The organism is Catenuloplanes nepalensis (genome assembly GCF_030811575.1).
GTDB lineage: Bacteria > Actinomycetota > Actinomycetes > Mycobacteriales > Micromonosporaceae > Catenuloplanes > Catenuloplanes nepalensis.
In genome coordinates this window covers 4796749-4819911 of record NZ_JAUSRA010000001.1, presented here as the reverse complement: position 1 = coordinate 4819911, position 23163 = coordinate 4796749, and the positions used below count along the sequence as shown (strand labels likewise).

Annotated in this window: 22 protein-coding genes; 14 read left to right on the top strand and 8 right to left on the bottom strand. The window is 72.4% G+C overall.

Annotated features, from left to right (window positions below; all coding sequences use genetic code 11):
• Positions 1–145: 145 nt before the first annotated feature.
• The gene (locus tag J2S43_RS20920) at positions 146–637 is read left to right on the top strand and encodes a nuclear transport factor 2 family protein (protein WP_306831720.1); all 492 of its coding nucleotides are present in this window, start codon (positions 146–148) and stop codon (positions 635–637) included.
• Between the two features lie 771 nt (positions 638–1408).
• Here the strand turns inward: J2S43_RS20920 and J2S43_RS20915 are convergent.
• Positions 1409–2503 (bottom strand): DUF3866 family protein, encoded by a 1095-nt coding sequence (locus J2S43_RS20915; protein ID WP_306831718.1) that lies wholly within the window; start codon positions 2501–2503, stop codon positions 1409–1411.
• A gap of 153 nt (positions 2504–2656) precedes the next feature.
• Between J2S43_RS20915 and J2S43_RS20910 the strand changes: the two genes are divergently transcribed.
• The 5 genes from J2S43_RS20910 to tatC all read left to right on the top strand — a co-directional run bounded on the left by J2S43_RS20910 (position 2657) and on the right by tatC (position 6482).
• Positions 2657–3649 (top strand): helix-turn-helix transcriptional regulator, encoded by a 993-nt coding sequence (locus J2S43_RS20910; protein ID WP_306831716.1) that lies wholly within the window; start codon positions 2657–2659, stop codon positions 3647–3649.
• Positions 3646–4647, top strand: coding sequence for a helix-turn-helix transcriptional regulator (locus J2S43_RS20905; RefSeq protein WP_306831714.1), 1002 nt, complete (start codon positions 3646–3648; stop codon positions 4645–4647). The genes J2S43_RS20910 and J2S43_RS20905 overlap by 4 nt, the downstream gene beginning before the upstream one ends.
• An 88-nt stretch (positions 4648–4735) precedes the next feature.
• The gene (locus tag J2S43_RS20900; protein WP_306831712.1) at positions 4736–4981 is read left to right on the top strand and encodes a hypothetical protein; all 246 of its coding nucleotides are present in this window, start codon (positions 4736–4738) and stop codon (positions 4979–4981) included.
• Positions 4982–5202: 221 nt separating this feature from the next.
• On the top strand, positions 5203–5481 hold the full coding sequence (tatA, locus tag J2S43_RS20895; protein WP_306831709.1) for a Sec-independent protein translocase subunit TatA: 279 nt from the start codon (positions 5203–5205) through the stop codon (positions 5479–5481).
• 74 nt (positions 5482–5555) lie between these two features.
• On the top strand, positions 5556–6482 hold the full coding sequence (gene tatC, locus J2S43_RS20890) for a twin-arginine translocase subunit TatC (protein WP_306839354.1): 927 nt from the start codon (positions 5556–5558) through the stop codon (positions 6480–6482).
• A gap of 176 nt (positions 6483–6658) precedes the next feature.
• Here tatC and J2S43_RS20885 read toward each other — a convergent pair whose 3' ends face one another.
• The gene (locus J2S43_RS20885; RefSeq protein WP_306831706.1) at positions 6659–6937 is read right to left on the bottom strand and encodes a hypothetical protein; all 279 of its coding nucleotides are present in this window, start codon (positions 6935–6937) and stop codon (positions 6659–6661) included.
• Positions 6938–7130: 193 nt separating this feature from the next.
• On the opposite strand from J2S43_RS20885, the gene J2S43_RS20880 reads away from it, so the two are divergent.
• Both J2S43_RS20880 and J2S43_RS20875 read left to right on the top strand, forming a co-directional pair.
• Entirely contained in the window at positions 7131–8012 is an 882-nt protein-coding gene (locus tag J2S43_RS20880; RefSeq protein ID WP_306831705.1) for a helix-turn-helix domain-containing protein, read from the top strand.
• Positions 8005–8196: a DUF397 domain-containing protein gene (locus J2S43_RS20875; RefSeq protein ID WP_306831704.1), complete on the top strand. Its 192-nt coding sequence runs from the start codon at positions 8005–8007 to the stop codon at positions 8194–8196. Before J2S43_RS20880 ends, J2S43_RS20875 begins: the two co-directional genes overlap by 8 nt.
• Before the next feature lie 88 nt (positions 8197–8284).
• On the opposite strand, the gene J2S43_RS20870 is transcribed toward J2S43_RS20875, so the two are convergent.
• Positions 8285–9043: an HAD family hydrolase gene (locus J2S43_RS20870; RefSeq protein WP_370881640.1), complete on the bottom strand. Its 759-nt coding sequence runs from the start codon at positions 9041–9043 to the stop codon at positions 8285–8287.
• A gap of 120 nt (positions 9044–9163) precedes the next feature.
• Between J2S43_RS20870 and J2S43_RS20865 the strand changes: the two genes are divergently transcribed.
• Positions 9164–11926, top strand: coding sequence for a DEAD/DEAH box helicase (locus tag J2S43_RS20865; protein WP_306831702.1), 2763 nt, complete (start codon positions 9164–9166; stop codon positions 11924–11926).
• A 137-nt stretch (positions 11927–12063) separates the two neighbouring features.
• On the top strand, positions 12064–12990 hold the full coding sequence (locus tag J2S43_RS20860; RefSeq protein ID WP_306831701.1) for an MHYT domain-containing protein: 927 nt from the start codon (positions 12064–12066) through the stop codon (positions 12988–12990).
• Between the two features lie 136 nt (positions 12991–13126).
• Here the strand turns inward: J2S43_RS20860 and J2S43_RS20855 are convergent, their stop codons facing one another.
• From J2S43_RS20855 to J2S43_RS20845, 3 genes are all read right to left on the bottom strand, one after another.
• Positions 13127–13567 (bottom strand): nitroreductase family deazaflavin-dependent oxidoreductase, encoded by a 441-nt coding sequence (locus J2S43_RS20855; protein ID WP_306839352.1) that lies wholly within the window; start codon positions 13565–13567, stop codon positions 13127–13129.
• Positions 13568–13632: 65 nt separating this feature from the next.
• Positions 13633–14619 (bottom strand): HNH endonuclease, encoded by a 987-nt coding sequence (locus tag J2S43_RS20850; protein WP_306831699.1) that lies wholly within the window; start codon positions 14617–14619, stop codon positions 13633–13635.
• Positions 14620–14666: 47 nt separating this feature from the next.
• Complete coding sequence (locus tag J2S43_RS20845; protein WP_306831697.1) at positions 14667–15005, bottom strand: DUF6317 family protein; 339 nt, start codon at positions 15003–15005, stop codon at positions 14667–14669.
• A 143-nt stretch (positions 15006–15148) separates the two neighbouring features.
• Between J2S43_RS20845 and J2S43_RS20840 the strand changes: the two genes are divergently transcribed.
• Positions 15149–15808 carry a polysaccharide deacetylase family protein gene (locus J2S43_RS20840; RefSeq protein ID WP_306831695.1) on the top strand — a complete coding sequence of 220 codons (660 nt, stop codon included), beginning with the start codon at positions 15149–15151 and terminating at the stop codon, positions 15806–15808.
• On the opposite strand, the gene J2S43_RS20835 is transcribed toward J2S43_RS20840, so the two are convergent.
• Both J2S43_RS20835 and J2S43_RS20830 read right to left on the bottom strand, forming a co-directional pair.
• Positions 15795–16652 carry a thermonuclease family protein gene (locus J2S43_RS20835; protein WP_306831694.1) on the bottom strand — a complete coding sequence of 286 codons (858 nt, stop codon included), beginning with the start codon at positions 16650–16652 and terminating at the stop codon, positions 15795–15797. The genes J2S43_RS20840 and J2S43_RS20835 overlap by 14 nt on opposite strands.
• A 427-nt stretch (positions 16653–17079) precedes the next feature.
• On the bottom strand, positions 17080–17985 hold the full coding sequence (locus J2S43_RS20830) for a hypothetical protein (RefSeq protein WP_306831692.1): 906 nt from the start codon (positions 17983–17985) through the stop codon (positions 17080–17082).
• Between the two features lie 202 nt (positions 17986–18187).
• On the opposite strand from J2S43_RS20830, the gene J2S43_RS20825 reads away from it, so the two are divergent.
• From J2S43_RS20825 to J2S43_RS20815, 3 genes are all read left to right on the top strand, one after another.
• Positions 18188–19117, top strand: a complete 930-nt coding sequence (locus J2S43_RS20825; RefSeq protein WP_306831690.1) for an ABC transporter ATP-binding protein — start codon at positions 18188–18190, stop codon at positions 19115–19117.
• A gap of 64 nt (positions 19118–19181) precedes the next feature.
• On the top strand, positions 19182–19832 hold the full coding sequence (locus J2S43_RS20820) for an ABC transporter ATP-binding protein (RefSeq protein ID WP_370881770.1): 651 nt from the start codon (positions 19182–19184) through the stop codon (positions 19830–19832).
• Positions 19833–19890: 58 nt separating this feature from the next.
• Entirely contained in the window at positions 19891–23058 is a 3168-nt protein-coding gene (locus J2S43_RS20815; protein WP_306831686.1) for an FtsX-like permease family protein, read from the top strand.
• Positions 23059–23163 lie beyond the last annotated feature (105 nt).

The window sequence follows — 23163 nt, the reverse complement described above, 5'->3', positions numbered from 1 at the left end:
AGTGCGTGCGCACGTAGCGGAATGTGTGCGTGCGCACGCAAGGAGATGCTTGCGCACGCACTTTTCCTGAGAGATCGTTGCGTGCGCACGCACTTTCATGTTGCGTCTTGCGTGCGCACGCACGTTTTAGATCTGGGAGAGCATCATGAGCATCGACCTGGAGAGCCGCGTCCGCCGGCTCGAGGACCGTCACGAGATCAGTGAGGTCGTCATCCGCTACGCGACCGCGATCGATCGCGCCGACTGGGCGATGTTCGCGGACTGCCTGACCGAGACCGTGCACATCGACTTCTCGGAGGCCGGCATGCCCGCGGCTGACTTCCCGCGCGAGGCCTTCCAGGCGTTCGCCCGCGACGCACTGAGCGGTTTCACGGCCCGGCAGCACATCAGCCCGAACCACATCGTCACGTTCGACGCGGCCGATGCGGACCGGGCGGTCTGCGAGTCGTACATGTACGCCCAGCACTACCTCGAGGGCGCGGAGGGCGGCGACTTCTTCCTGATGCGCGGCTCCTACACGCAGCACCTGGTGCGCACGCCGGACGGCTGGCGCATCGAACGCCTCATCCAGCACCTCGGCTGGCCCGAGGGCAACCCCGACCTGCCGAACCAGGCACGTGCGAGAGCCGATTCATGAGATCCATATCCCCGCTTCCCGGATGGCTGCGTCCCGCGGGTACCGGTCCCGTGCCACCCAGGCTGTTTACTGGCCTTTGAAGTCGAGGTTCGAGCGGCGGTGGCCGTCCGGGCGCTGCGCGCCCGAAATTTTGCGATATAGAGGTCCGCGCTGCGGAGCGCCGCCCACTCTGACGCCGAAGGCTCAGTATGGCCGAGGCCGGGAGTTGATCACGTGTCGCACATCGTTGTTATCCAGCGCTTTCAACAACGATTTGCGACACGTGGCCGCTTCCAAGGAGGGTTATTCAGCACGTTACGCACCAATAGCGCTGGCCTGCGGCGACGCGGTGTCGGCTCGCCTCGCTGAATAAGCCTCAAGAGTCGTCTTTATAGTGATATTTCGGGCAAGGTCGTGCGGAGCGCCATTCACCCTGATGCCGAGGCCTCAGTAGATCATGCTGCTGAACTGCGCTTTCGCAACGCACCCGCCCGGCTCGATCTCGCCGCGGCGAGATCGAGCCGGGCGTCGCGACCCATGCCCACGCCGCCGGCGGGCGAAGCCCGCGCGCGTACCCGGCTCCCCGCAACGGCTCTTCGGACACTCCATGCGCCACTCGCCGTGGCCGGACGGAGCCGAGAGCGTTGACCCGCGCCTTCAGAAGGCACCGCCCCGGTTGCCGTGGCCGCGACGGTTCCCCGGTTCGGTGGCGTGTGGCTCTGCCGCACCTCTTCCAAGATCAATTATCTCGGAGACGCCGGCCGGCCCGGTGTCCGCGAGAAGGCCGGCGGGTCAGGCGGCCGGTAGGAGTGCGGCGGCGTGGCGGCCGGCCGCGGCCGCGGCCAGGAAGTAGGCGTGGTCGCCGTCCAGGTCGCGGCCCATGGTGGCGAGCGGGACCGGGGAGGCGCGCAGCGCGTCGTCGAGGCCGTCGGCGGGGACGCGGACGATGGTGTGGCGCTCGGCCAGCAGCCGCAGCGTCGACTCCACGTCCTCGGCGACGGATTCCGGCAGCGGCGTCGGCACCACCAGGTCCGCCGGGGTGAGCGCGACCCGGCCGTACGCGGTGACGCTGTGGTGCGAGACGCCGCGGTGCCGGGGGCGCGGGTCGGCGTCGGAGATGCGCAGCGAGCCGACCGCGCGGCCGCCGAGCGTGTTCACCGCGTTGACCGCCTCGCCGACCGCGACGCCGGAGAAGCCCCAGCGGGTGCCGGTGCCGAGGTTGCCCGGGCCCTGCGCGACGATCGTGACGTCCGCGCCGAGCACGTGCCGGGCGGCGAGCAGGCCGCTGTGCACGGTGGTCGCCTCGAGGTCGCCGCCGAACGCCTGGCCGGCGGTCACCGTACCCGCGAGGTGGGGTTTCAGGGCCGACAGCGTGCGGGAGAACCAGGCGGGCAGCGCGCCGCCGTCGGTCATCAGGTAGGCGACGCGCGGCCCGGCGCCGATTCCGGCGAGGATCGCGGGCAACGCGGAGTGCAGGTCGGCCAGCACGACCGGCATGCCGTCCAGGTCGTCCGCCTCGGCCAGCACCGCGCGGTGCGGGGAGGCCTCCTCGTCCGCGCCCATCATGATCGCCTGCAGCGGCGTGTAGCGGGCCTTGACCAGGTGGCCGCCGTCCCGGCTGTTCGTGAGATCGGCGGACGGCAGATCGGCGGACGGCAGCCGGTCCGGGATCGCGACGACCAGCGCGTACCCGCCGGTGCCGAGACCCATCTCCAGCGCGCCCACGTTGAGCAGCACCCGGTCGCCGACCTGCGGGTCGCCGACCAGCGGCGGGTACGCGAGCGCCTTGACCGAGTCGAGTGCGTCGTCCACCGTCACGGACAGCTCGCTGGCCCCGTCCCAGCTGCGCCGCAGCGCCGTCACCGTCCCCGACCGCCACCGAATCATGAGCAGAGACCCTATACAGCGCCGCGGGCCGGGTCGAGGAGGGCATACGCGATGTTCGGGTGGCGTTCGCAAGGCCCCCGCGTACCCCGGATGAGGGAATGCTGACCGGACGCGGGGCGCGGCCGTCGGCGCGGCACTGCTAGTTTTGCGGGCGTGTCGCGCATCCGCACCGAGCGGTTGGTCAACCTGGTCATCTGCCTCCTGTCCACGCGCCGGTTCCTGACCGCCGCGCAGATCGCCGCGACCGTGCCCGGTTACGAGCACGATCCGGAGGATCCGCGGGAGCACGAGGCGTTCCAGCGCAAGTTCGAGCGGGACAAGGCGGAGCTGCGGGAGCTCGGCGTGCCGCTGGAGACCGGGACGGAGAGCGTCTTCGACGCCGAGCCCGGCTACCGGATCGCCCACCGGGACTACGCGCTGCCGGACATCCCGCTCGAACCGGACGAGGCCGCGGCCGTCGGCATCGCGGGCCGGCTCTGGCAGCACCACGGTCTCGCCGCGGCCGCCTCCTCCGGGCTGGCGAAGCTGCGCGCCGCCGGCATCGACATGGACCCGCAGGCCACGCTGGGCGTCGAGCCGGTCGTCACGGTCGACCCGGCGTTCGCGCCGCTGACCACGGCCGCCCGGGAGCGCCGCGCGGTCGCGTTCGACTACCGCGCGCCCGAGGGCGACGAGCCGGCCACCCGCAAGCTCCAGCCGTGGGGTGTCGTCTGCTGGCGCGGTAGGTGGTATGTGGTGGGCCACGACCTCGACCGCGGCGCGGTCCGCTGCTTCCGGCTGTCCCGCATCCTCGGCAAGGTCCGCCCGGCCGGCCCGGCGGACGCGTTCACGCCGCCCGCGGACCTCGACCTGATCAGCCACGTCTCGCACTTCTCCGGGCCGGTCGAGTGGACCGGCCGGGCCACGCTGCTGATCACGCCGGGCGTCGGCGCCGGCCTGCGCCGATGGGCCCGCGACGTGGTGCCGGGCGAGGGCGACAACCCCAAGGACAGGATCACCATTCGGTACGGGGACACCGAGCGGCTGGCCGGCACGCTGGTCCGCTACGGTCCCGAGGTCCAGGTGCTGGACCCGCCGGAGCTGCGTGACGCGGTCATCCAGCGGCTGAAGGAGATCGTGTCCCGGACCGAGGAGGTGCCCGCGTGACCACCGCGCCGTCCGCCTCCCGCGCGTCCGCCGACCGCCTCGGCCGGGTGCTCAACCTGGTGCCTTATCTTCTGGCCCGCCCCGGCATCGCGATCGTCGAGGCCGCGGCCGACCTGGGCGTCTCCGAGAAGCAGCTGCGCGAGGACCTGGAGTTGCTCTGGGTCTGCGGGTTGCCCGGCTACGGCCCCGGCGACCTGATCGACATGGCGTTCGACGGCGACAACGTCACGATCACCTACGACGCCGGCATCGGCAAACCGCTGCGGCTCACGCCGGACGAGGCGCTCGCGCTGGTCGTGGCGCTGCGCATGCTGGTCGAGACGCCCGGCATGGGCAACCGCGACGCGATCGAGCGCGCGCTGGCGAAGATAGAGTCGGCGGCCGGTGCGGACGCGGACGCGCCGGTCGCGGTGCGGATGACCGGCAACGCGAAGAAGGTGGAGCGGGTCCGGGGCGCGCTGGAGAGCGGCAACGCCCTGCGGATCACGTACTACACCGCGTCCCGGGACGAGACCACCGACCGGGTCATCGACCCGATCCGGGTGGTGAACGTGGACGGCTGGGCCTACCTGGAGGCGTGGTGCCGCCGAGCCGAGGCCACCCGGCTGTTCCGGGTCGACCGGATCGACGGCTGGACCGAGCTGGACGAGCCGTCCGCGCCACCGGCCGAGGCGCGCCCGCACGACCTGAGCGCCGGCGTGTTCCGGCCCGGCGACGAACTGCCGCTGGTCACGCTCCGGGTCGGCCGGTCCGAGCGGTGGATCACCGAGTACTACCCGTGCGAGTCGGTCGAGCGCGGCGCGTCCGGCGAGGACTGGCTGGTCACCATGCGCGTCACGGACCTGGACTGGGCACGCCGGCTGATCCTCGGCCTCGGCCCGGAGGTTTCCGTGGTCAGCCCACCCGAGCTGATCACCGGCATCCGCGAGCAGGCCGCGGCGGCGCTCGCCGCGTACTCGGTACCGCCTGGCGTGGTGGTTCAGGCCTCACCGCGATAGTCCTGATGCCACGCTGCTGCCTGAATCGCCGCGCCAGGCCGCTTTCGCTCTTGGGGCGCGTTCAGGCAGCAGAGCGTAGGGTTTAATCATGGTTCTGTGGATCGTGATCGGTGTGGCGTTGTTCTCGCTGGTGGTGCTGGGGCTGGCGGTGCGGCCGGTGCTCGCGGCCGTGCCGGAGCTGCACCGGGCCGTGCGGCGGCTGCTGCTCAAGCAGGAGGCCCTGGAGAGGCTGCAGGTCAAGGCCGAGACGCTGCAGGAACGCGCGCTCGGGGTCGCGGAGCAGGCCGGCCGGGCGGCGGACCAGGCCACGGCGATCCGGGCCGGACGGCCCTGAACGGCGCGAGAACGGGGGCTTTCGTGCTGTTTTGCTCGCAAACAGCGTGTTGACGTGCGGGATCGGTGTGGCAGAGACTACGACCTGCAAGGCTTTTCATGTCATCGCTGTACTTACCCTGTGAACACGTGCGGGCCGATGGCAACGGGCTGTTCCGCACGTACCATGGGCTCGGCGCCTGACGTCGACGGGTCGCCCTCGACACCGAGTTGGAGAACGACATGCAGTTCCTCAAGCCGTGGCACATCATCGTCCTCGTGGTGGTGCTCATCCTCCTCTTCGGCGCGAAGCGTCTCCCCGACGCGGCCCGCTCGCTCGGCCGCTCGATGCGCATCCTGAAGGCGGAGACCAAGAGCATGGTCGACGACGGCAAGGACGTGCCGGACGACCTCGCCGACAAGGCCGACGCGAAGAACGGCCGCGCGCCGCTGCAGGGCGACGTGATCCCGCCCGCGCACGCGACGCACGCGACGGCCGAGCAGCCCGTCCGCGACCGCTGATCTGAGCCGTGCGACTCGCCCTCCCTCGCCGTAACAAGGGGCCGTCCAAGTTCGAGCAGGCGGCCAACGGCGAGATGACCCTGATCGAGCACGTCAGGGAGCTTCGCAACCGGCTGTTCCGGGCCTCGCTGGCGGTCCTCGCCGGCTTCGTGGTCGGGTTCTGGCTCGCGGACGGCGTGTTCGACCTTCTCAAACAGCCATACTGCGACCTGCCCACCATGCGGCAGGCCGACGGCGGCTGCCCGATGACGCAGCTCGGCCCGGCCGACGGCTTCCTGCTGAAGCTGAAGATCGCGCTCTGGGTCGGCCTGATCGTCTCCGCGCCGATCTGGCTCTACCAGCTGTGGGCGTTCATCGCGCCCGGCCTGCACAAGCACGAGCGCGGCTACGCCTACGGGTTCGTCGCGCTCGCCGCGCCGCTGTTCACCGGCGGCGCGGTGCTGGCCTACTACGTGGTGGAGAAGGGCCTGTACTTCCTGCTGACGTCCGGCGTCACCGGCCTGGACACCCAGCTCGAGGTCACGCGCTACATCAACTTCGTCACCAGCCTGATCCTGCTGTTCGGCGTCGCGTTCCTGTTCCCCCTGGTCGCGCTGATGCTCAACGTGGTCGGCCTGGTCAGCGGCAAGCGCCTGGTGTCCTGGTGGCGCATCGCGGTCTTCGCGTTCTTCCTGTTCGCGGCCGTGGTCACGCCCACGCCGGACCCGTTCGGCATGACGGTCCTGGCGCTCGCGCTGTCCGCGCTGTACTTCATGGCGGCCGGCGTGGCAGTGCTGAACGACAGGCGCCGGGGCCGCGGCAAGTCGCTGTACGAGGGCCTCGACGACGACGCGGTGTCGCCGCTCGACCTGGGTGATTCCGGCTCGGTCACCGCCGGTGACCGGGTCACTGCCAGCGAGCCTGTCACCGCCGGTGCGCCGGTGTCCGCGTCCGGCCCGATCGAGCCGGTCGAGCCGATCAAGCCGCGGCCGATCGAGCGCGGCTTCGACGACATGACCTGACAGATCACCACAGCACGACGACGACACGGCCGGCAGCGGTAATGCTGCCGGCCGTGTCGCGTTTCTGAAGGCGGCCGGCAGCGGAAGTGGGGAGGCGGAAGGCCCCGAGGGTTGGCGCGGCCTCGGGGCCCTCCGTGCGCGCCGCCCGCGAGGTGCGGCAGCGCGCGGGGGTGCGGTCAGGGACGGACTGCGGTCGCGGGTGGCAGCCAGCCGGTGGGGCGGGCCGCGTCCCGGAGCGCGGCCGCGCGGATCGTGAACGTCAGGTGCCGGTGGTCCACCCGCCCGTCGTGGCCGATCCGGTGCCCGTGCACGACCAGCCACTCCGCGCCCGGCGCCGCAAGCGAGGTGACGCGCAGCGCGAGCGGGCCGACGCCGAGCCGGTAGTCGCGCTCGTCCGCGATGTAGAGCATGGTGCCGGGCACGATCGCGGGGATCGGCGGCGGTGCCACGGCCATGAGGAGACCTCCGGGATCGAGTGAGGCTCGCCCCCGTCACGCCTGCGGCAGCGACGGGGGCGGCTACCTGACGTAGACGATGACGTAGCCGTACGCTTCCGAGAAGTCGCATTTCGGGATTTCCGAAGTTTCGATTTCCAAGCCGTCATTCTGACGGCCCGGACCTGTCAGAAACGGCATTCGGGAGGCTCACGTGTCACACGACGGGGGATCGTCCGTACCCCGGCGCCAGGTCGGTCGTTTGCTCCGCCAGCTGCGCGACGGCGCGCGGATCACGCTGAAGGACGCGGCCGCGCACATCGAGGTCTCGCTGTCCAAGATGTCGCGGATCGAGGGCGGCGAGGCACCGGTCCGGCAGGTCGACGTGCGTGCGCTCGCCGACCTCTACGCCGCGACGCCGGACATGCTGGAGGTGCTGCTCTCGCTGGCCGCGGCCACGAAGGAGAAGGGCTGGTGGGCCGCGTACGGCAAGGCGGTCCCGGCCTGGTTCGAGCTCTACGTCGGCATGGAGCAGGCCGCCTCCCGTCTGCGCCATTACGAGAACGGTGTGATCCCGGGTCTGCTGCAGGGCGAGGAGTACGCCGCCGCCGTGCTCGGCGCGGTCCCGGGCGTGACACCGGAGCAGGTCACACAGCGGGTCCGGCTGCGCCGCGAACGACAGCGGCTGCTCGGCCGCGCCAACCCGCCCGCGCCCGAACTCGACGTGATCATCGAAGAGGCCGTGCTGGTCAAGGGCCTCGGCGACCAGGACGCGTGGGCACGGCAGCTGGCACATCTGGTGAACATCTCGCAGAAGCCCGGGATCAGCGTGCGGATCATCCCCCGGGAGCGAGCGCTGCACTACGCGGGTTTCGCGGGGTCGTTCACCGTGCTCGACTTCCCCGAGGTGGGGCTGCGCCGTGCGGAGCCGACCACGGTCTACATCGAGGGCCTGACGGGCGCGCTCTACCTGGACGAAACCGTGGAAGTGGATACTTACGAGAGGGCGTGGGACGTGCTGGACCGGATCGCGCTGGATCGGGACGCTTCGGACGACCTCATCGGGGAACTGATCAAGGAGAATATCGATGATTGACTTGACCGGTGCGACATGGCGGAAGAGCACCCGCAGCGGCTCTACCGGCGGCAACTGCGTCGAGGTCGCGGCGAACCTGCCCGGCGTGATCGCGGTGCGGGACAGCAAGGACGCCGCCGGCCCGGCACTGCTGGTCAGCCCGGCCGCGTTCGAGGCGTTCACCGCGAGCGTGCGGGCCCGCTAGCGCCAACGGTGTTACCGTGACACGAAGCCTCGGGCACACGGGGTGATGACGAAAGCCCTCGGGCCACCTGGCTCGAGGGCTTCCATCCCTACGGCGCGGTCAGCGCTAGCGTGGCCCACAGGCCGTTGGTGCGGCCCGGCTCGGCGGCCGGGAGCACCAGCGTGGCCAGGCCGGCCTGGACCGCGCCCGCGTCCGCGACGGAGTCGCCGACCATCAGCGCGCGCTCCGGCGGCACGCCGATCAGCTTGCAGGCCTTCTCGAAGATCTGCGGGTCCGGCTTTATCCGGCCGATCTCGAACGAGAGCACGAACTCGGTGATGTAGGAGTCGAGGCCCCAGGCGGCGAAGTGCGGGCGGATGTCGAAGCCGATGTTGCTGACCACCGCGATCGGCACGCCCCGCTCGTGCAGCGCGGCGAGCGTCGTGGCCGCGTCCGAGTACGGCGCCCAGCCCTCGGGGAGGGTCCCGCGGTCGTAGAGCGCCTCCGCGAAGCCGGCTATCCCGGAGTCCACAGTGTCCGCCAGCCCGGTGTACGCGGCCCGGTGGCAGTGCGCGTAGAGGTCGCGCTCGGCCCAGACCTCCGCGAGCTGTGGCGGGATGCGGCGGGGGACCGGCCCGCCCGCGCGGCCCGCGGTGATCAGCCGGTCGGCCAGCACGGTGGCCCGCGCCGGATCCAGCGAGGCACCGCAGGCTGCGGCCGCGGCGAGGACCCAGTCGACCGGCGACTCCACCTGGGCGAGCGTGCCGTGGAAGTCGAAGAGGATGCCCTCGATCGCTCGTGGCGGCTCCGCCTCCGCCGGGCTCGTCTCGCTCGAACGCTCGTCGTGATCCGCCACGTTGTGAACCATATCTGGTGGCCTTCCGCACCCCTCCTCACGGTGCGTGCGGAGACCGCGCCGCGCCGTGTGACCAGGCCCGCCGGAAAACACAAAAGCCAAGATCGCAGGGCCTCGGCTACTGTTGAGCGCGTGACATCTCCCGCTGAGCGGTATGCGGCTTCTCGCCGGCGGGCCGCGGAGTCCGCGAATTTCCCCCGTCTGGATGACTTCTCCGCCGACCTCGGCTTCGACCTCGACGATTTCCAGCGCGAGGCGTGCCAGGCCCTGGAGCGCGGCAGTGGCGTCCTGGTCTGCGCGCCGACCGGTGCGGGGAAGACCGTGGTGGGCGAGTTCGCGGTGCACATGGCGTTGTCCGCGCAGACCCGTAAGAAGTGCTTCTACACCACGCCGATCAAGGCGCTCTCCAACCAGAAGTACCACGACCTCGCCGACCGCTACGGTGCGGACAAGGTGGGCCTGCTGACCGGCGACAACGTCATCAACGCGGACGCGCAGGTGGTCGTGATGACCACCGAGGTCCTGCGGAACATGCTCTACGCCGGCTCGGCCGCGCTGGACGGCCTGGCGTACGTGGTGATGGACGAGGTGCACTACCTCGCGGACCGGTTCCGTGGCGCGGTCTGGGAAGAGGTGATCATTCACCTGCCCTCGACCGTCACCCTGGTGTCGCTGTCCGCGACCGTGTCCAACGCGGAGGAGTTCGCGGACTGGCTGGTCACCGTGCGCGGCCACACCGAGGTGGTGGTCTCCGAGCACCGCCCGGTCCCGCTCTGGCAGCACATGCTGGTCGGCCGGCGGATGTTCGACCTGTTCCACGACGCGGACGCGGCCCGCAAGCACGACGTCCACCCGGAGCTGCTGCGATACACCCGCGAGCAGCTGCGGCGGATGGAGATGGGCGATCGCACGTCCGGCCCCGGCTGGGGCGGCCGCGGTGGGCGCAACAAGCGCTGGCAGCCGCCGCTGCGCTTCGACGTGATCGAGCGGCTGGAGCGCGCCGACCTGCTGCCCGCGATCATCTTCGTGTTCAGCCGGGCCGGGTGCGCCGCCGCCGTGCAGCAGTGCATGGCCGCCGGCATGCGCCTGACCACGCCGGACGAGCGCGAGGAGATCCGCGCGATCGTCGAGGAGCGGATCACCGCGATCCCCGGCGAGGACCTGACCGTGCTCGGCTACTGGGAGTGGCTGGACGCGCTGGAGCGGGGCCTGGCCGCGCACCACGCCGGCATGCTGCCCGCGTTCAAGGAGATCGTCGAGGAGCTGTTCGTCCGCGGCCTGGTCAAGGCCGTCTTCGCCACGGAGACGCTGGCGCTCGGCATCAACATGCCGGCCCGCTGCGTGGTGCTGGAGCGGCTGGTGAAGTACAACGGGGAGGCGCACGTCGACCTCACCCCGGGGGAGTACACGCAGCTCACCGGCCGGGCCGGCCGCCGCGGCATCGACGTCGAGGGGCACGCGGTCGTGGTCTGGTCGCCGGAGGTCGACCCGCGGCACGTCGCCGGGCTGGCCAGCACCCGGACGTACCCGTTGAAGAGCTCCTTCCGCCCCTCCTACAACATGGCGGCGAACATCGTCGGCAGCGTCGGCATCGACCGCGCCCGCGATCTGCTGGAGTCGTCGTTCGCGCAGTTCCAGGCGGACCGCTCGGTCGTCGGCCTGGCCCGCCAGGTGCAGAACAACGTCAAGGACATCGCGGGGTACGACGAGGAGGTGCGCTGCCACCACGGCGACTTCAACGAGTACTTCGCGCTGCGGGTCGCCATCGCTGACCGGGAGCGCGGGATCGCCCGGCAGGGCCAGGCGCAGCGCCGCGCGGAGACCGCCGCCTCGCTGTCCAAGCTGCGCCCAGGCGACGTCATCCGGATCCCGGCCGGCCGCCGCGCCGGACTGGCCGTGGTGATCGACCCGGGCGTGGGCGGCTTCGGCGAGCCCAAGCCGATGGTGCTCACCCAGGACCGCTGGGCCGGCCGCGTGCCGGCCAGCGACTTCCCCGGCCTGGTCGAGGTGCTGGACCGGGTGCGGGTGCCGAAGAACTTCAACCCGCGCTCGCCCGCCGCCCGCCGGGACCTGGCCGCGGCCGTCACCGCGACCGGCCTGGACCGGCGCGAGGGCCGCCGCAACCGCACCCGCTCGGGCGCGGCCGACGACCACGAGCTGGCACTGCTGCGCATCCAGATGCGACAGCACGCCTGCCACCAGTGCCCGGACCGGGAGGAGCACGCGCGCTGGGCCGAGCGCCGGCACCGGCTGGAGCGCGACACCGACGCGCTGCGTGACAAGGTGGCCGGGCGCACCGGCTCGCTCGCCCGGACCTTCGACGCGGTCTGCGGCATGCTGCAGGCCCGCGGCTACCTCTCCGACGCCGGTGAGGTGACCGACGCCGGCCGGATGCTCGCCCGGATCTGGACCGAGACGGACCTGCTGGTCGCGGAGTGCCTGCGGCGCGGCGCCTGGGAGGGCCTGCACCCCGCGGAGCTGGCCGCCGCGGTGTCGGTCGCGGTCTACGAGGCGCGGCGCGAGGGCGACGAGCGGGCGAACGTGCCGCGCGGCCCGGTCAGCGACGCGGTCGAGGCGACCGCGAAGATCTGGGTTGAGCTGGAGGCCGAGGAGGCGTCCCGCGGCCTGGAGCTGACCCGCGAGCCGGACCTCGGCTTCGTCTGGCCGATCTACCGCTGGGCACGCGGCGAGTCGCTGGAGAAGGTGCTGGCCAGCGGCCACAACCTGGACGGCGACATGCCGGCCGGCGACTTCGTCCGGTGGGCGCGCATGGTGGTCGACCTGCTCGGCCAGGTCTCCAATGCCAGCGGCGCGTCCGAGGAGGTGCGCACGACCGCGCGGCAGGCGATCGGCGTGGTCAACCGGGGTGTTCTGGCCTACAACGCGGTCTCCTGAGCGCTCTCGCCCGATTCCTGACCGCCTGACCGAAGCTGACCCTTCGGTCAGGCAGGTCTCACCGTTCGTCACTGGCGATCCCGAAATGTGGGCGCCACCATCGGACGGGGCCACGTCTGTTCGGGGAAGGCGCTGCGGTGTCGGGTCAGATCCACCATTTCGAGTACGGCGTCATCACGCCGATCCTGAGTTACGCACTCTCGGTGCTCGGCTCGGTGCTCGCGCTCACCTGCGCCGTGCGCGCCCGGGAGTCCACCACCACCGGCCAGCGGGCGCGCTGGATCGCGGGCGCGTCGATCGCGCTCGGCGGCACCGCCATCTGGACCATGCACTTCATGGCGATGCTCGGTTTCGGCGTCGAGGGCACCACCATCCGGTACGGCGTGCCGCTGACCGTGATCAGCCTGGTGCTCGCGATCGTCTCGGTCGGCATCGGCCTGAGCCTGGTCGGCTTCGGCCGGGCCGACTTCGTCAAGATCCTCGGCGGTGGCCTGTTCACCGGCATCGGCGTCGCGGCCATGCACTACACCGGCATGGCCGGCATGCAGCTGGACGGCACGATCAGCTATGACGTCGTGCCGGTCGTGCTCTCCGTGCTGATCGCGGTGGTGGCCGCCATCGTGGCGCTGTGGCTGTCCGTTCGGGTGCGCGGCGGCTGGGCGATCGCCGGGTCCGCGCTGATCATGGGCGTCGCGGTCAACGGCATGCACTTCACCGGCATGACCGCGATGCACGTCGAGCTGCACTCCGAGACGATCCGGCGCTCCGGCGTCACGGCCGGCACGCTGCTGGTCCCGATCGTGGTCGCCGTGGTCATCGGCGTGATCGGCCTGGTCTACGCGATGCTGGCGGCACCGTCCGAGGAGGACCGGGCCGCGCTCGCCTACTTCGAGTCCCGCCGCAACGCGACCGCCGCGCCCGGTCCCGCTCCCGCCGGCACGCCGGTGGAGCAGGGGCGCCGCGGTGCCGTCGCGGCCGGTGAGGCGTTCCCGCAGCGGCCGCACCGCGCCTCCACGCCGGGCGGCTCCGGCTTCAACGGCTTCGAGCCGAAGAACAAGGCCTGACCCCACCTCCCCACCGAAGGCCCGGCGCTCCCGCGCCGGGCCTTCGCTCGTGTGCGGGGTGGGAGGCTCCTGCCCGATGGCCACGGCCGCGATCCGGGCACAGGGCATCGGCACAGGGCATCGGCTGGCGGCCTACCTACGCTGGGCGGCGCTCCAGCACGAAGACCGGGATCGTGCGGTCGGTCTTCGTCTGGTACGTCGCGTAGTCCGGCCAGGCCTCGCAGGCGCGCGCCCACCACTCCGCACGCTCCTCGCCGTGCGCCTCGCGGGCCACGTAATCGTGCCGCTCCGTGCCGTCCTGCAGCTCGACGTGCGGGTTCGCGATCAGGTTGTGGTACCAGACCGGGTGCTTGGCCGCGCCACCCATCGAGGCCACCACCGCATACCGGCCGTCGTGCTCGACCCGCATCAGCGGCGTCTTGCGCAGCTTGCCGCTCCGCGCGCCGACCGAGGTCAGCACGATGATCGGCTTGCCGCGCAGCTCGTTGCGCTCGGCGCCGTCCGACGCCTCGAACGTCTCGGCCTGCGCGCGGGCGAACTCGGACGGGCTGGGTGCGTAATCTCCGGAGAGGGGTATAATCCGAGCGTAGTCACATCTGGCGCCCGGATGATTGCACGGGGTGGATTCTTTCGGCCGTGCCGCTACCGGCGTAGGTCGGTGGCACCGCCCTCATGCGGCACGCTGTTGTGGATCCGGGCCGGCACCAGCTGCATCTCGCCACGCGTGTAGTGGTGCCAGGTCAGGCCCTCCTGCTGCCGCCACCCCTTGACCGCCTCCGTGGTCCACCCGAACCGGTCGGCCAGCATCCCGTCCGCGATCTTCGAGTCGGTGCGCCAGGTGCCGTCCAGGCCACGCACGTCGTACAGCACACCCTCCCGGCCGTCCGGCATGCGGTGCGTCTCGGGGCCATGCTCCCGCAGGTTCGGCGAACCGTTCACCCAGGTGACGGTGTCCCGGGGCCACTGCAGACCGAAGTCCCCGGGCCGGTGCGGCATCCAGGTGCCGTTCCCGGGTACGCCGCTGATCCAGGTACCCCACCGGGCCGCCGGCAGGTGCAGCCGTCCCTCGTAGAGGCGCTCCTCAACGGTCAGGTGCTTGGCGCTCTCCCGGCCGCCCTTGCCGCTCACCGCGCCCGGCCGTGATCCCGAGGGCCGGCGGCTCAGCAGATCGAGCAGGTCGAGGACCGACAGTTCCACCCTCTGCGCCTCGTAGGCGTCGTTGGCGGCCCGGATCTGCGCGCGTGCCTGTGACGCCGTGCGTACCGCCGTGTCCAGCTGCCGCGAAGCGAGGTCGACCACCTCCTGCTGGACCGGCACGGCCGCGTCCCGGGGCGCGATCGACAGGGCCTCGGTGATGCGGAGATTGTTGCGGGTGGCGAAGTGATGCGCCGCCACCAACTGCTGCCGGGCCGTCGCGGTGGTCTCCGCGGCGACCCGCATCGCGCGGCACCACGTGCCCAGCGAGCTGGCATAGGTGGCGACGCAGCCGGTGTACCGGTTCCAGACCTCGAGCACGGCACCCGAGGCGCTGCCCTTCCAGCGCTCCGGGATGGTCTTCGTGACGTCCTTGCTCACCTGGGCGAGCAACTCCTCGAGCGTGCCGATGCTGTCCTCACCGGCGACCGCCACGTGAGCGATGCTCCCCGAATCCCCGAATCCCTCGGTCACGGCCGCGCTCAGCTCATCGCCGTGCCGGGCGCGCCCGGCACGGCGGGCACGGGAGTCGCCAAGGTCCGGAAGTCCGCCGCGACCTCCTCATCCCCGTCCGTGTAGGCCGTGACCGCGTCCCGCAGCGCGTCGCCGAACAAGCCGAGCACCGCCGCCAGCCGTCGATGCAACTCCTCCACCTCCGCCGCGACCGCGCGGGTGTGCGCGTCCAGAGCCGGATCGCCGGTCGACACCGAGGAGACCGCGCGTTGCAGCGGCGCCGACGCCTCCATCACCGGCTGTCGCTGCCGCGCCGTCGTACCGGCCAGCGACAGCACGTCGCGTGGCGTCACCCCGTAGCCGTCCATGTGTCTCCCTCCACCGTCGCCGGAACCAGCTGCGCCTGACCGTAACCGGGTCCGGTGATCCGGCGGCACGGCGGAATTACCCACGCTGTCGGTTCCGCGTCGCAACCGTGCGCCGGGGCGGACCGGCACATCACGCTGTCGATATGCGTACTCTTCGATCAATAGCCGCCGTGTCGCTCGCGGGCGCGCTCCTGCTGGTGCCCGCGACGGCGGTCGCCGCCGCGCCGGCGCCGGCCGCCGCACTGACCTTCGACGACGGGCCGCACGCCACCTACACGCCGCAGATCCTCGACGTGCTCGCGGCCGAAGGAGTCACCGCCACGTTCTGTCTGGTCGGGACGCAGGCACAGCGACACCCCGCGCTGGTCCGGCGGATCGTCGCGGACGGCCACCGGCTCTGCAACCACTCGATGCGGCACGACAACATGTCCACCTGGACGGCCGCGCAGATCGAGGCGGACCTGCTGGCCACGAACGCCGCCATCCACGCCGCCGCACCGGGCGCGGAGATTCCGTACTTCCGCGCGCCATACGGTGCCTGGGGCCAGTCCGCCACGGTCGCGGCGAGCCTCGGCATGGCCCGCCTCGGCTGGACCGTCGACCCGCGCGACTGGAGCCGGCCCGGGACCGACGCGATCGTGGCCGCGGTGCTGGCCCAGCTCCGGCCGGGCGGCATCGTGCTGATGCACGACGGTGGCGGCGACCGCTCGCAGACCGTGGCCGCGCTGGCGACGCTGATCCCACGGCTGCGCGCGGACGGCTGGACGTTCGCGGTGCCGCCCGTGCCGCTCAGGCGCCCGTGAGGTGTGCCGACGGCACCAGGTTGAGATCGCGGATCGCGCCGCGCAGGTCGTCCGGCCACAGCCACAGGCGGTACTCCGGGTCGACCCGGATGTACTCCTCCGGGCCGAACAGCTCGCGCGTGCGCATGTCCGCGCAGTACCGCTCCCGCCACGCGCGCGGGCTACCGGTCAGTGGACGCCCCTCGGCCAGCGTCCGGGTGATCTGGAACAGTCGCTCCATCGACCGGTACTCGTAGGCCAGCAGCGTCTCCGCGGAACCCCAGATGCCGAGCCCGGCCGCGCGTGCCTCCACCGCGGCGCCGACCAGCAGCGCCAGGTCCGCCGCGCCAGGGATCGACGGGTGGATCACGAACGGCGCCGCCCACCCGGCGCGCACCAGGTCGAGGTTGAAGGTGGACCGCTGCGCCAGCGTCATGGTCCGGCGCTCCGCCGCGGAGTAGTCCGGCGCCACGTACGCCAGGAGCCGGTGGTTGCCGTCGAACGGCGCATCCGCGGTCCGCACGAACAGATTCCGCCGCGTCCCGTTAGCCCTGGTCAGCCGCGCGGTGATGTTGGCCTTGCCGAATTCGGACGCGGCCTGGCCCTGGGTGAAGTGCAGCGTCCCCGCGTGCCCGGTCGAAAGGCGCGGCTTCAGGAACTCCGCGAGCGCGTCGTCGATCGGCGCCAGTCCTTCGTCCATCCACGACGCGAGCTGCTTGAAGTCCTGATCGATCGCGGCCGCCCGGTCCTCCGACCGCGCGGTCACCTCCGGCGTGTCCACACTGAGCATCCGCACCGGCATCCGCAGATTCGGCGTGTCCCCATCGGTCACGTCGAGGAGCGCTTTCGCGCCGAGATTCGGCATCGAGGCACCGTCCGGCGCCCAAAGGATCTGCACGGGGTCCATATCGGGGTTCCACCTGCCCGCAGAAGTGTCCTGACGCCTTCCAGCACAGCATCATTGACGTCCGTACCGGCATCCGCACGCCGAAAGCCGACCCGATCGAGTCCCTTTTCAGGCCATTTATTTTCCCGCTTCCGGCGGGGGCACTGTGGGCGTGCTCCCGCGGGCACCGGTCGGCCGCGGGCGGCCTTCCTTCCGGAACCTCTCCACTCACCTTCCGAACCGGAACCTGCGCGCCCCATTCGAGGCGCGCGCGGGTGAGTCGGATCTCGCCGATGCCGATGGCGTCGCGTACCCGCGCGGTGCCGGAATCGACCTTGTAGTTGTTCAGCGCGAAGGCCCCCTCCCGATGCGCCGGGAGGGGGCCTTCGTGGTGCGGCGAGAGGGATCAGTCCTCGCCGACGACATTGCCGTTCGCGTCGTACGCGGCGCCCTCGGCTCCGGCCTCGGCGTCCGCGCTGGCCTCGGCTTCCGCACCGGCGTCGCCCTCGGCACCGGCGTCGCCCTCGGCACCGGCGTCGCCCTCGGCACCGGCGTCAGCCTCGGCGCCCGCGTCCTCGACGCCACCGACGCCCGCGGCGGCCTTCGCCTCGGCGAGTGCCAGGCAGGCCTCGAAGAAGACGGTCTGCGCGTCCGTGACGGCCTGGGCCGCATCCTCGGCCGCGGCATCCTCGGCGGCGGCGTCCTCACCCGCGGCGTCGTCCTCGGCGGCGGCGTCGTCCTCGGCGGCGGCGTCGTCCGCGCCCGCCTCGCCCTTCTCCGCGGCCTCCGCCTGCTCCGCGGCCTCGGCCTTCTCGGCCCAGCCGGCGGCCATCTCCGCGGACTCCTTCGACGACTTCGTGGTGGCGGCGATCTCCTTCTCCGCCTCCTCCTTCGCGGCCGCGTCCTCGGCGGACTCGCTCTCCTCCGGCGCGGCGGTCTCCTCGCCGGCGCCCTCGCCCGCGACGTCCTCCTGCGCGGTCTGCAGCGCGGCCGCGAAGATGTCGCACGACTCGTCCAGCGCCACGGCCGCGGCCTGTGCCGCCTCCACCGCGTCGGCGCCGCCCTCCGGCGCGAGCTCCGCGCCGTCGCAGAGCACCAGGCCGGCGTTGATCTCGACCTCGGCGCACTCGGAGACGTCGAACTGCTGACCCTCGACGTTGATCAGGCCCGTCGCGGCGGCCGCCTCGTTCTTGCCGCGCTCACCGGCGTTCGCGAAGCCGAGGCCCGTGACGCCGGCCACCACGATCGCGCCTGCGACGACGGCCGCGCCGATCGCCTTGCGGTTCTTCAGGGTGCCGTATCGCCATTGCATGTCTGCCACCACTCCCAGCGGGCTCGGATTCATGAACGTGCGCGCACCGGGTCCTACGCGGGCCGCCGCCGGAAAGGTTCAGAGTCGGCCCGAATCAGCTTTGATTCACCCATACGAGGGCGTATGCATCTGGTCGCTCGTGATCGTTGACCGAGGGGATATCGATGTATAAGGTCTGCGCGTCCGCCTGCAGAGGAGAGGGATGACCACCACACCGCTGTCCCTCCCGAGGCCGCCGGAGAAGGCGCCCGAGTTCGGCGGGGAATCGCTCATCGTCTGTGAGAGCCTGGTCCGGATCTATCAGACCGGCTCGATCGAGGTGCAGGCACTTCAGGGTCTCGATCTGACCGTCGACGCCGGCGAGATGGTCGCGGTCGTCGGCGCGTCCGGGTCCGGCAAGTCGACGCTGCTGTCCATCCTGGCCGGCATCGACGCGCCCACCGCGGGCAAGGCGCGGGTCGGCACCTGGAACCTGCTGGACATGTCCCGGTCCGACCGGGTGCGCTACCGGCGGCACACGGTCGGCTTCGTCCGGCAGCAGACCGCCAGCAACCTGGTGCCGTACCTGACCGCGCGCCAGATGGTCGACCTGCCGATGACGGCGGCACGCACGCCCGCGCGCGCCAGGAAAGCGCGCGGCTCCGAGCTTCTGGAGATGCTCGGCGTCGGCGACCTGGAGGACCGGCGCCCGGCGCAGCTCTCCGGCGGCCAGCAGATGCGGGTGGCGATCGCGGTCGCGCTGGCGAACGAGCCGCGCGTGCTGCTGGCCGACGAGCCGACCGGCGAGCTGGACACCGCCACCTCGGCCGAGGTCTTCGGCGCGCTGCGCGACGTCAACCGCGCGCTCGGCGTCACGATCGTGATCGTCACGCACGACCCGGAGGTCAGCGGCCAGGTCGAGCGCACGGTCGCGATTCGCGACGGGCGGACCAGCAGCGAGGTGCTGCGCCGCGCCGCCGTGAACGGCGACGGTGACCACGAGGTGATCGCGGAGGAGTACGCGGTGATGGACCGCGCCGGCCGAGTCCAGGTGCCGCGCGAGTACCGCGAGGCGCTCGCGCTCACCCGCCGGGTCCGGCTCGCGCTCGAGTCCGACCATGTCTCGATCAAGAGAGACGAAACCACGGCATGAGCGAGCTTGCGAAGGACATGCGAGGACTGGCTCTTCCTCGGGTTCGGGGGAGAAGAGATTGAACATCTTGACGGTACGGGGCGTCAGCCGCCGGTTCGGTGACGTGCACGCGCTGCGGGACGTGTCGTTCGAGGTCGAGGCCGGCACCATGGTCGCGCTGGTCGGCCGCTCCGGCTCCGGCAAGACCACGCTGCTCAACGTGATCGGCGGCCTGGACCGCCCGGACGGCGGCACCGTCCACGTCGACGACGTCGAGGTGACCGCGCTCGACGAGGACGGCCTGGCCCACCTGCGGCGGGAGCGCGTCGCGTACGTGTTCCAGACGTTCGGCCTGATCCCGGTGCTCTCCGCGGCCGAGAACGTGGGTGCCCCGCTGCGCCTGGCCCGCACGCCCGCGGCCGAGCGGGAGAAGCGCGTCGCGCTGCTGCTGGAGCTGGTCGGCCTGGCCGAGCACGCGGCGCAGCGCCCCGGCGAGATGTCGGGCGGCCAGCAGCAGCGGGTGGCGATCGCCCGCGCGCTCGCGGCCAGCCCCCGGCTGCTGATCGCGGACGAGCCGACCGGACAGCTCGACGCGGAGACCGGCCTGGCCGTGATGGCGCTGCTGCGCGGCATCGTCGAGTCCGAGGGCGTCACCGCGCTCGTGTCCACCCACGACCCGGTGATGATGGCCCTGGCCGACCGCGTGATCAACATCCACGACGGAAAGATCGAATGAGCGGGTCACGCGCCCGCTGCGCGACGCGGCGTGACCGCCGCGCGGAGGTCCAGCCGGCATGAGTTTCCTGGCTCGGCGCGCCCGCGCCCAGTGGCCGCTGCTGGCCGCGCTGCTCGCCGTGGTCACGGTCGGTGTCACGCTGCTCGGCGTCTGCGCGCTGCTGATCACCCGGACCGGCGAGCGCGCGGTGGAGACCGCGGCCGCCCGCGCCACCGCCGACGACACCAGCGTCACCGCGTATACGGTCACGGTCGGCGGTAAGGATGCGCGGTCGGTGATGGACGACAGCGGCGCCGTGCTGACCGAGGCGCTCGCGCCGCTGCCGGTAACGCTCACCACCCGCACGTCCACGCTGCTCCGGCCGTTGCCGACGATGCCGAAGGGCGGCGCCTTCCCGTCCCAGGGCTACCTCTCCGCGCTCTCCGACCTGGACTCGCGGGTCGAGCTGCTCGACGGCCGGCTGCCCCGCACCGGCTACGAGGCCGCGCTGCTGAGCAGCACCGCCACGCTGCTCGGCCTGGAGGTCGGCGACCGGCTGCCGTTCGGCGTGGAGACCTCACCGGACCGCCCGGCCGGTTTCGAGATCACCGTGGTCGGCATCGTCGCGCCGCTGCCCGGCAGCGGCTGGGACCGCGACCCGCTGGCCGGCACCGGGTTCAACCCCGCCTACAACGACGGCCGGTTCCAGCGGCCACTGCGCACGTACGGCCCGTTCCTGGTCGGCCTGGAGGCCGTGCTGGCCAGCGGCTCCTCGCTGGACCGGCTGGACATCACCGCGCTCCCCGACCTGTCCGCCGCGGACCGCCGCGACCTGGACGCGGTCGAGACCCGGGTGCGGGCCGCGGACCGGCGGCTCGGCGGCGTGCTCGGCGACCGCGTCGAGATCGAGCGGATCTCCACCAGCCTGCCCCGCACGCTGGCCGCCGCGGACCTGCAGCAGCGGGTCACCACGGCCACGGTCGTGTCGGTCGCGATCCTCGGCACCGTGCTCACCGCGACCGCGCTGGCACTGGCCGGCCGGCTGACCGCGGGCGTGCGTACCGTCGAGACCTCGCTCCTGACCGCTCTGGGCTTCAGCCGGCGGCAGCTGGCCGCGACCGCGGTCGTCGAGTCATCGCTGCTCGCGGCGCTGGCCACCGCGATCGGCGTGCCCGCGTCGTCCGCGCTGCATGCGGCGCTGACCCGGTTGCCCGCGCTGCGGAACGCCGGCCTCGCCGAGGACCCGGCCGTCACCGTGATCCAGATGATCGCGGTCGCCGGTGGCGCGCTCGCGCTGACCGCGGTGCTGGTCTCGCCGGCGCTGCGCCCGGTCGCCGAGGTCAGGGAGCGCCGGTCCCGCGGCGAGGCGCTGGCCCGCTCCGGTGCCGACGTGCTGCTGGTCGTGTTCGCCGGCGTCGGGCTGTGGCAGCTGTGGGCGCAGCCGGCCGAGTCCACCGGCGGCCAGGACGTGGTCCGGATCCTCGCGCCCGCGCTGCTGTTGCTCGCCGGTGCCGCGCTCGCGCTCCGGCTGGTCCCGCCCGCGCTCGCGGTCGCGGACCGGCTGGCCCGGCGCGCCCGGGGCTTCGTGATCCCGCTGGCCGCGTTCGAGGCGGCCCGGCGCCCGCAGGCGGTCGCGGCCGGGCTGCTGGTCGGGCTGGCCTGCGCGGCCGCCACGTTCGGCGTCGGCTTCGACGCGACCTGGCAGCGGTCCCAGCACGACCAGGCCGCGCTCGGCGTCGGCACCGACCTGGCGCTCACGCTGGACTCGCTGGTCACGGCCGGGCAGGGCGCGGCGATCGCGGCCGCGACCGGCGGCACGGTCAGCGCGGTCACCCAGCGGCCGGTCGCGGTCGGGCAATGGCTCGGCACCGGCGGCGACGCGCCCCGGCTGGTCGCGGCGGACACCACGCACGCGTCCGCCGTGCTGCGCGGACGGCTGGACGGCGACCGCACCTGGGCCGAGGTCGGCGCGAGGCTGGCGCCGGCGCCGGTGCCAGCCGGTCTGCCGGTGCCGGCCGGCGCCGCGATCACGGTGCGCGGCACGATCGCCGCCCCGCTGCCGGTCGTGGTCGTGCCCCAGCTGGTGTTCCAGGACGCGGCCGGGGTACGCGTGCCGTGCCCCGCCGACCCGGTCCCGCTGGACGGCACCGCGCACCCGCTGCGGGACTGCGTCCGCGCGGACGGGCTGGAGCTGGTCGCGGTGGTGATGGCGCTCCGGCTCGACTACGACTCGCTGTCCGGGGACATCAACGCGCTCGACCGCATTCCCGACGCGGTGTCGATCTCCGTAACGCTGCCCGGGGTGATCGGCGCGCCCGCGACGCCGTGGACCGGTCACTCCGCCGGCCCGCTGCCGGAGATGATCACGGATCAGGCCGTGTCGTTCAGCGCCGACGTGCTCACCATGAACGCCGAGGTGTCGATGGCGGGCCCACCGGAGGCCGGACTGACGATGGTCGCGGCCGTCTTCGACTCGGTGCCGACCGTGCCGGTCGCGGTCTCGCAGCGGTTCGCGGACGAGCTCGGCGTCGGTCCGGGCGACTCGCTCACCGTCGCGGTCGGCGCCACCCCGGTGGGCGTGGTGATCGCGGACGTGGTGCCGGCCGTGCCGTCCGCCCCCGGCTCCGGCGCGATCCTCGCGGACGTGGACTGGCTCTCCCGCGCGCTGATCGTGCACGGCGGCGACGTGACCTCGCGGGTGGACGCGATCTGGGCCGGCGACCCGGCCCCCGGCGCGGTGGAGCGGGCCGGGGCGTTGCGCCTCGGCACGGTGCTCACCCGGGACGGTGAGACCGCGCGGCTGACCGGCGGGCCGCTGCGCGCCGGGCTGCCGGCCACGCTGCGACTGCTCGTACCCGCGGCGGCGTTGTTGCTGCTCGTCGGCGTGATCCTGCACGTCACCTGCGACCTGCAGGTACGGGCGCTGGAGGTCGCGCGGTTGCGCGGGATCGGGATGACCCGGCGGGAGATCCGGCGGGTGCTGCTCGGCCAGCACGCCGGCCTGCTCACGCCGCTGATCGTGGCGGGAACCCTGGTCGGCGCGCTGGCCACGGTGCTGGTCGCGCCGTCGCTGGTCCGCTCGGACACCGGCGCCGCGCCGGTGCCGGCCCCGACGCCGTATTGGCCGTGGGCGGCCGAGGCCGGCCTCTTCGCCGCGCTGCTGGCCGCGTGCCTGCTGGCCGTGACCGTGGTGGTGGCGATCCAGGCCCGTCGCGCGGACGCGGCCCACCTGCGGGTGGCGTCATGAACCCGGAGAACCGCACCCCACAGCCGGCAGACACCCCACAGTCGGCAGACAGCGTGCAGTCGGCAGACAGCACGCAGCCGGCAGACACCCCGCAGCCGGCCGACA

Excerpts from the sequence above, each read along its gene's own strand:
- J2S43_RS20920 (WP_306831720.1), top strand. The coding sequence starts at position 146 with ATGAGCATCGACCTGGAGAGCCGCGTCCGCCGGCTCGAGGACCGTCAC.
- J2S43_RS20915 (WP_306831718.1), bottom strand. The coding sequence starts at position 2,503 with ATGATTCGGTGGCGGTCGGGGACGGTGACGGCGCTGCGGCGCAGCTGG.
- J2S43_RS20900 (WP_306831712.1), top strand. The coding sequence starts at position 4,736 with ATGGTTCTGTGGATCGTGATCGGTGTGGCGTTGTTCTCGCTGGTGGTG.
- tatA (WP_306831709.1), top strand. The coding sequence starts at position 5,203 with ATGCAGTTCCTCAAGCCGTGGCACATCATCGTCCTCGTGGTGGTGCTC.
- tatC (WP_306839354.1), top strand. The coding sequence starts at position 5,556 with ATGACCCTGATCGAGCACGTCAGGGAGCTTCGCAACCGGCTGTTCCGG.
- J2S43_RS20885 (WP_306831706.1), bottom strand. The coding sequence starts at position 6,937 with ATGGCCGTGGCACCGCCGCCGATCCCCGCGATCGTGCCCGGCACCATG.
- J2S43_RS20875 (WP_306831704.1), top strand. The coding sequence starts at position 8,005 with ATGATTGACTTGACCGGTGCGACATGGCGGAAGAGCACCCGCAGCGGC.
- J2S43_RS20870 (WP_370881640.1), bottom strand. The coding sequence starts at position 9,043 with ATGGTTCACAACGTGGCGGATCACGACGAGCGTTCGAGCGAGACGAGC.
- J2S43_RS20845 (WP_306831697.1), bottom strand. The coding sequence starts at position 15,005 with ATGGACGGCTACGGGGTGACGCCACGCGACGTGCTGTCGCTGGCCGGT.
- J2S43_RS20840 (WP_306831695.1), top strand. The coding sequence starts at position 15,149 with ATGCGTACTCTTCGATCAATAGCCGCCGTGTCGCTCGCGGGCGCGCTC.
- J2S43_RS20835 (WP_306831694.1), bottom strand. The coding sequence starts at position 16,652 with ATGCCGAATCTCGGCGCGAAAGCGCTCCTCGACGTGACCGATGGGGAC.
- J2S43_RS20830 (WP_306831692.1), bottom strand. The coding sequence starts at position 17,985 with ATGCAATGGCGATACGGCACCCTGAAGAACCGCAAGGCGATCGGCGCG.
- J2S43_RS20825 (WP_306831690.1), top strand. The coding sequence starts at position 18,188 with ATGACCACCACACCGCTGTCCCTCCCGAGGCCGCCGGAGAAGGCGCCC.
- J2S43_RS20815 (WP_306831686.1), top strand. The coding sequence starts at position 19,891 with ATGAGTTTCCTGGCTCGGCGCGCCCGCGCCCAGTGGCCGCTGCTGGCC.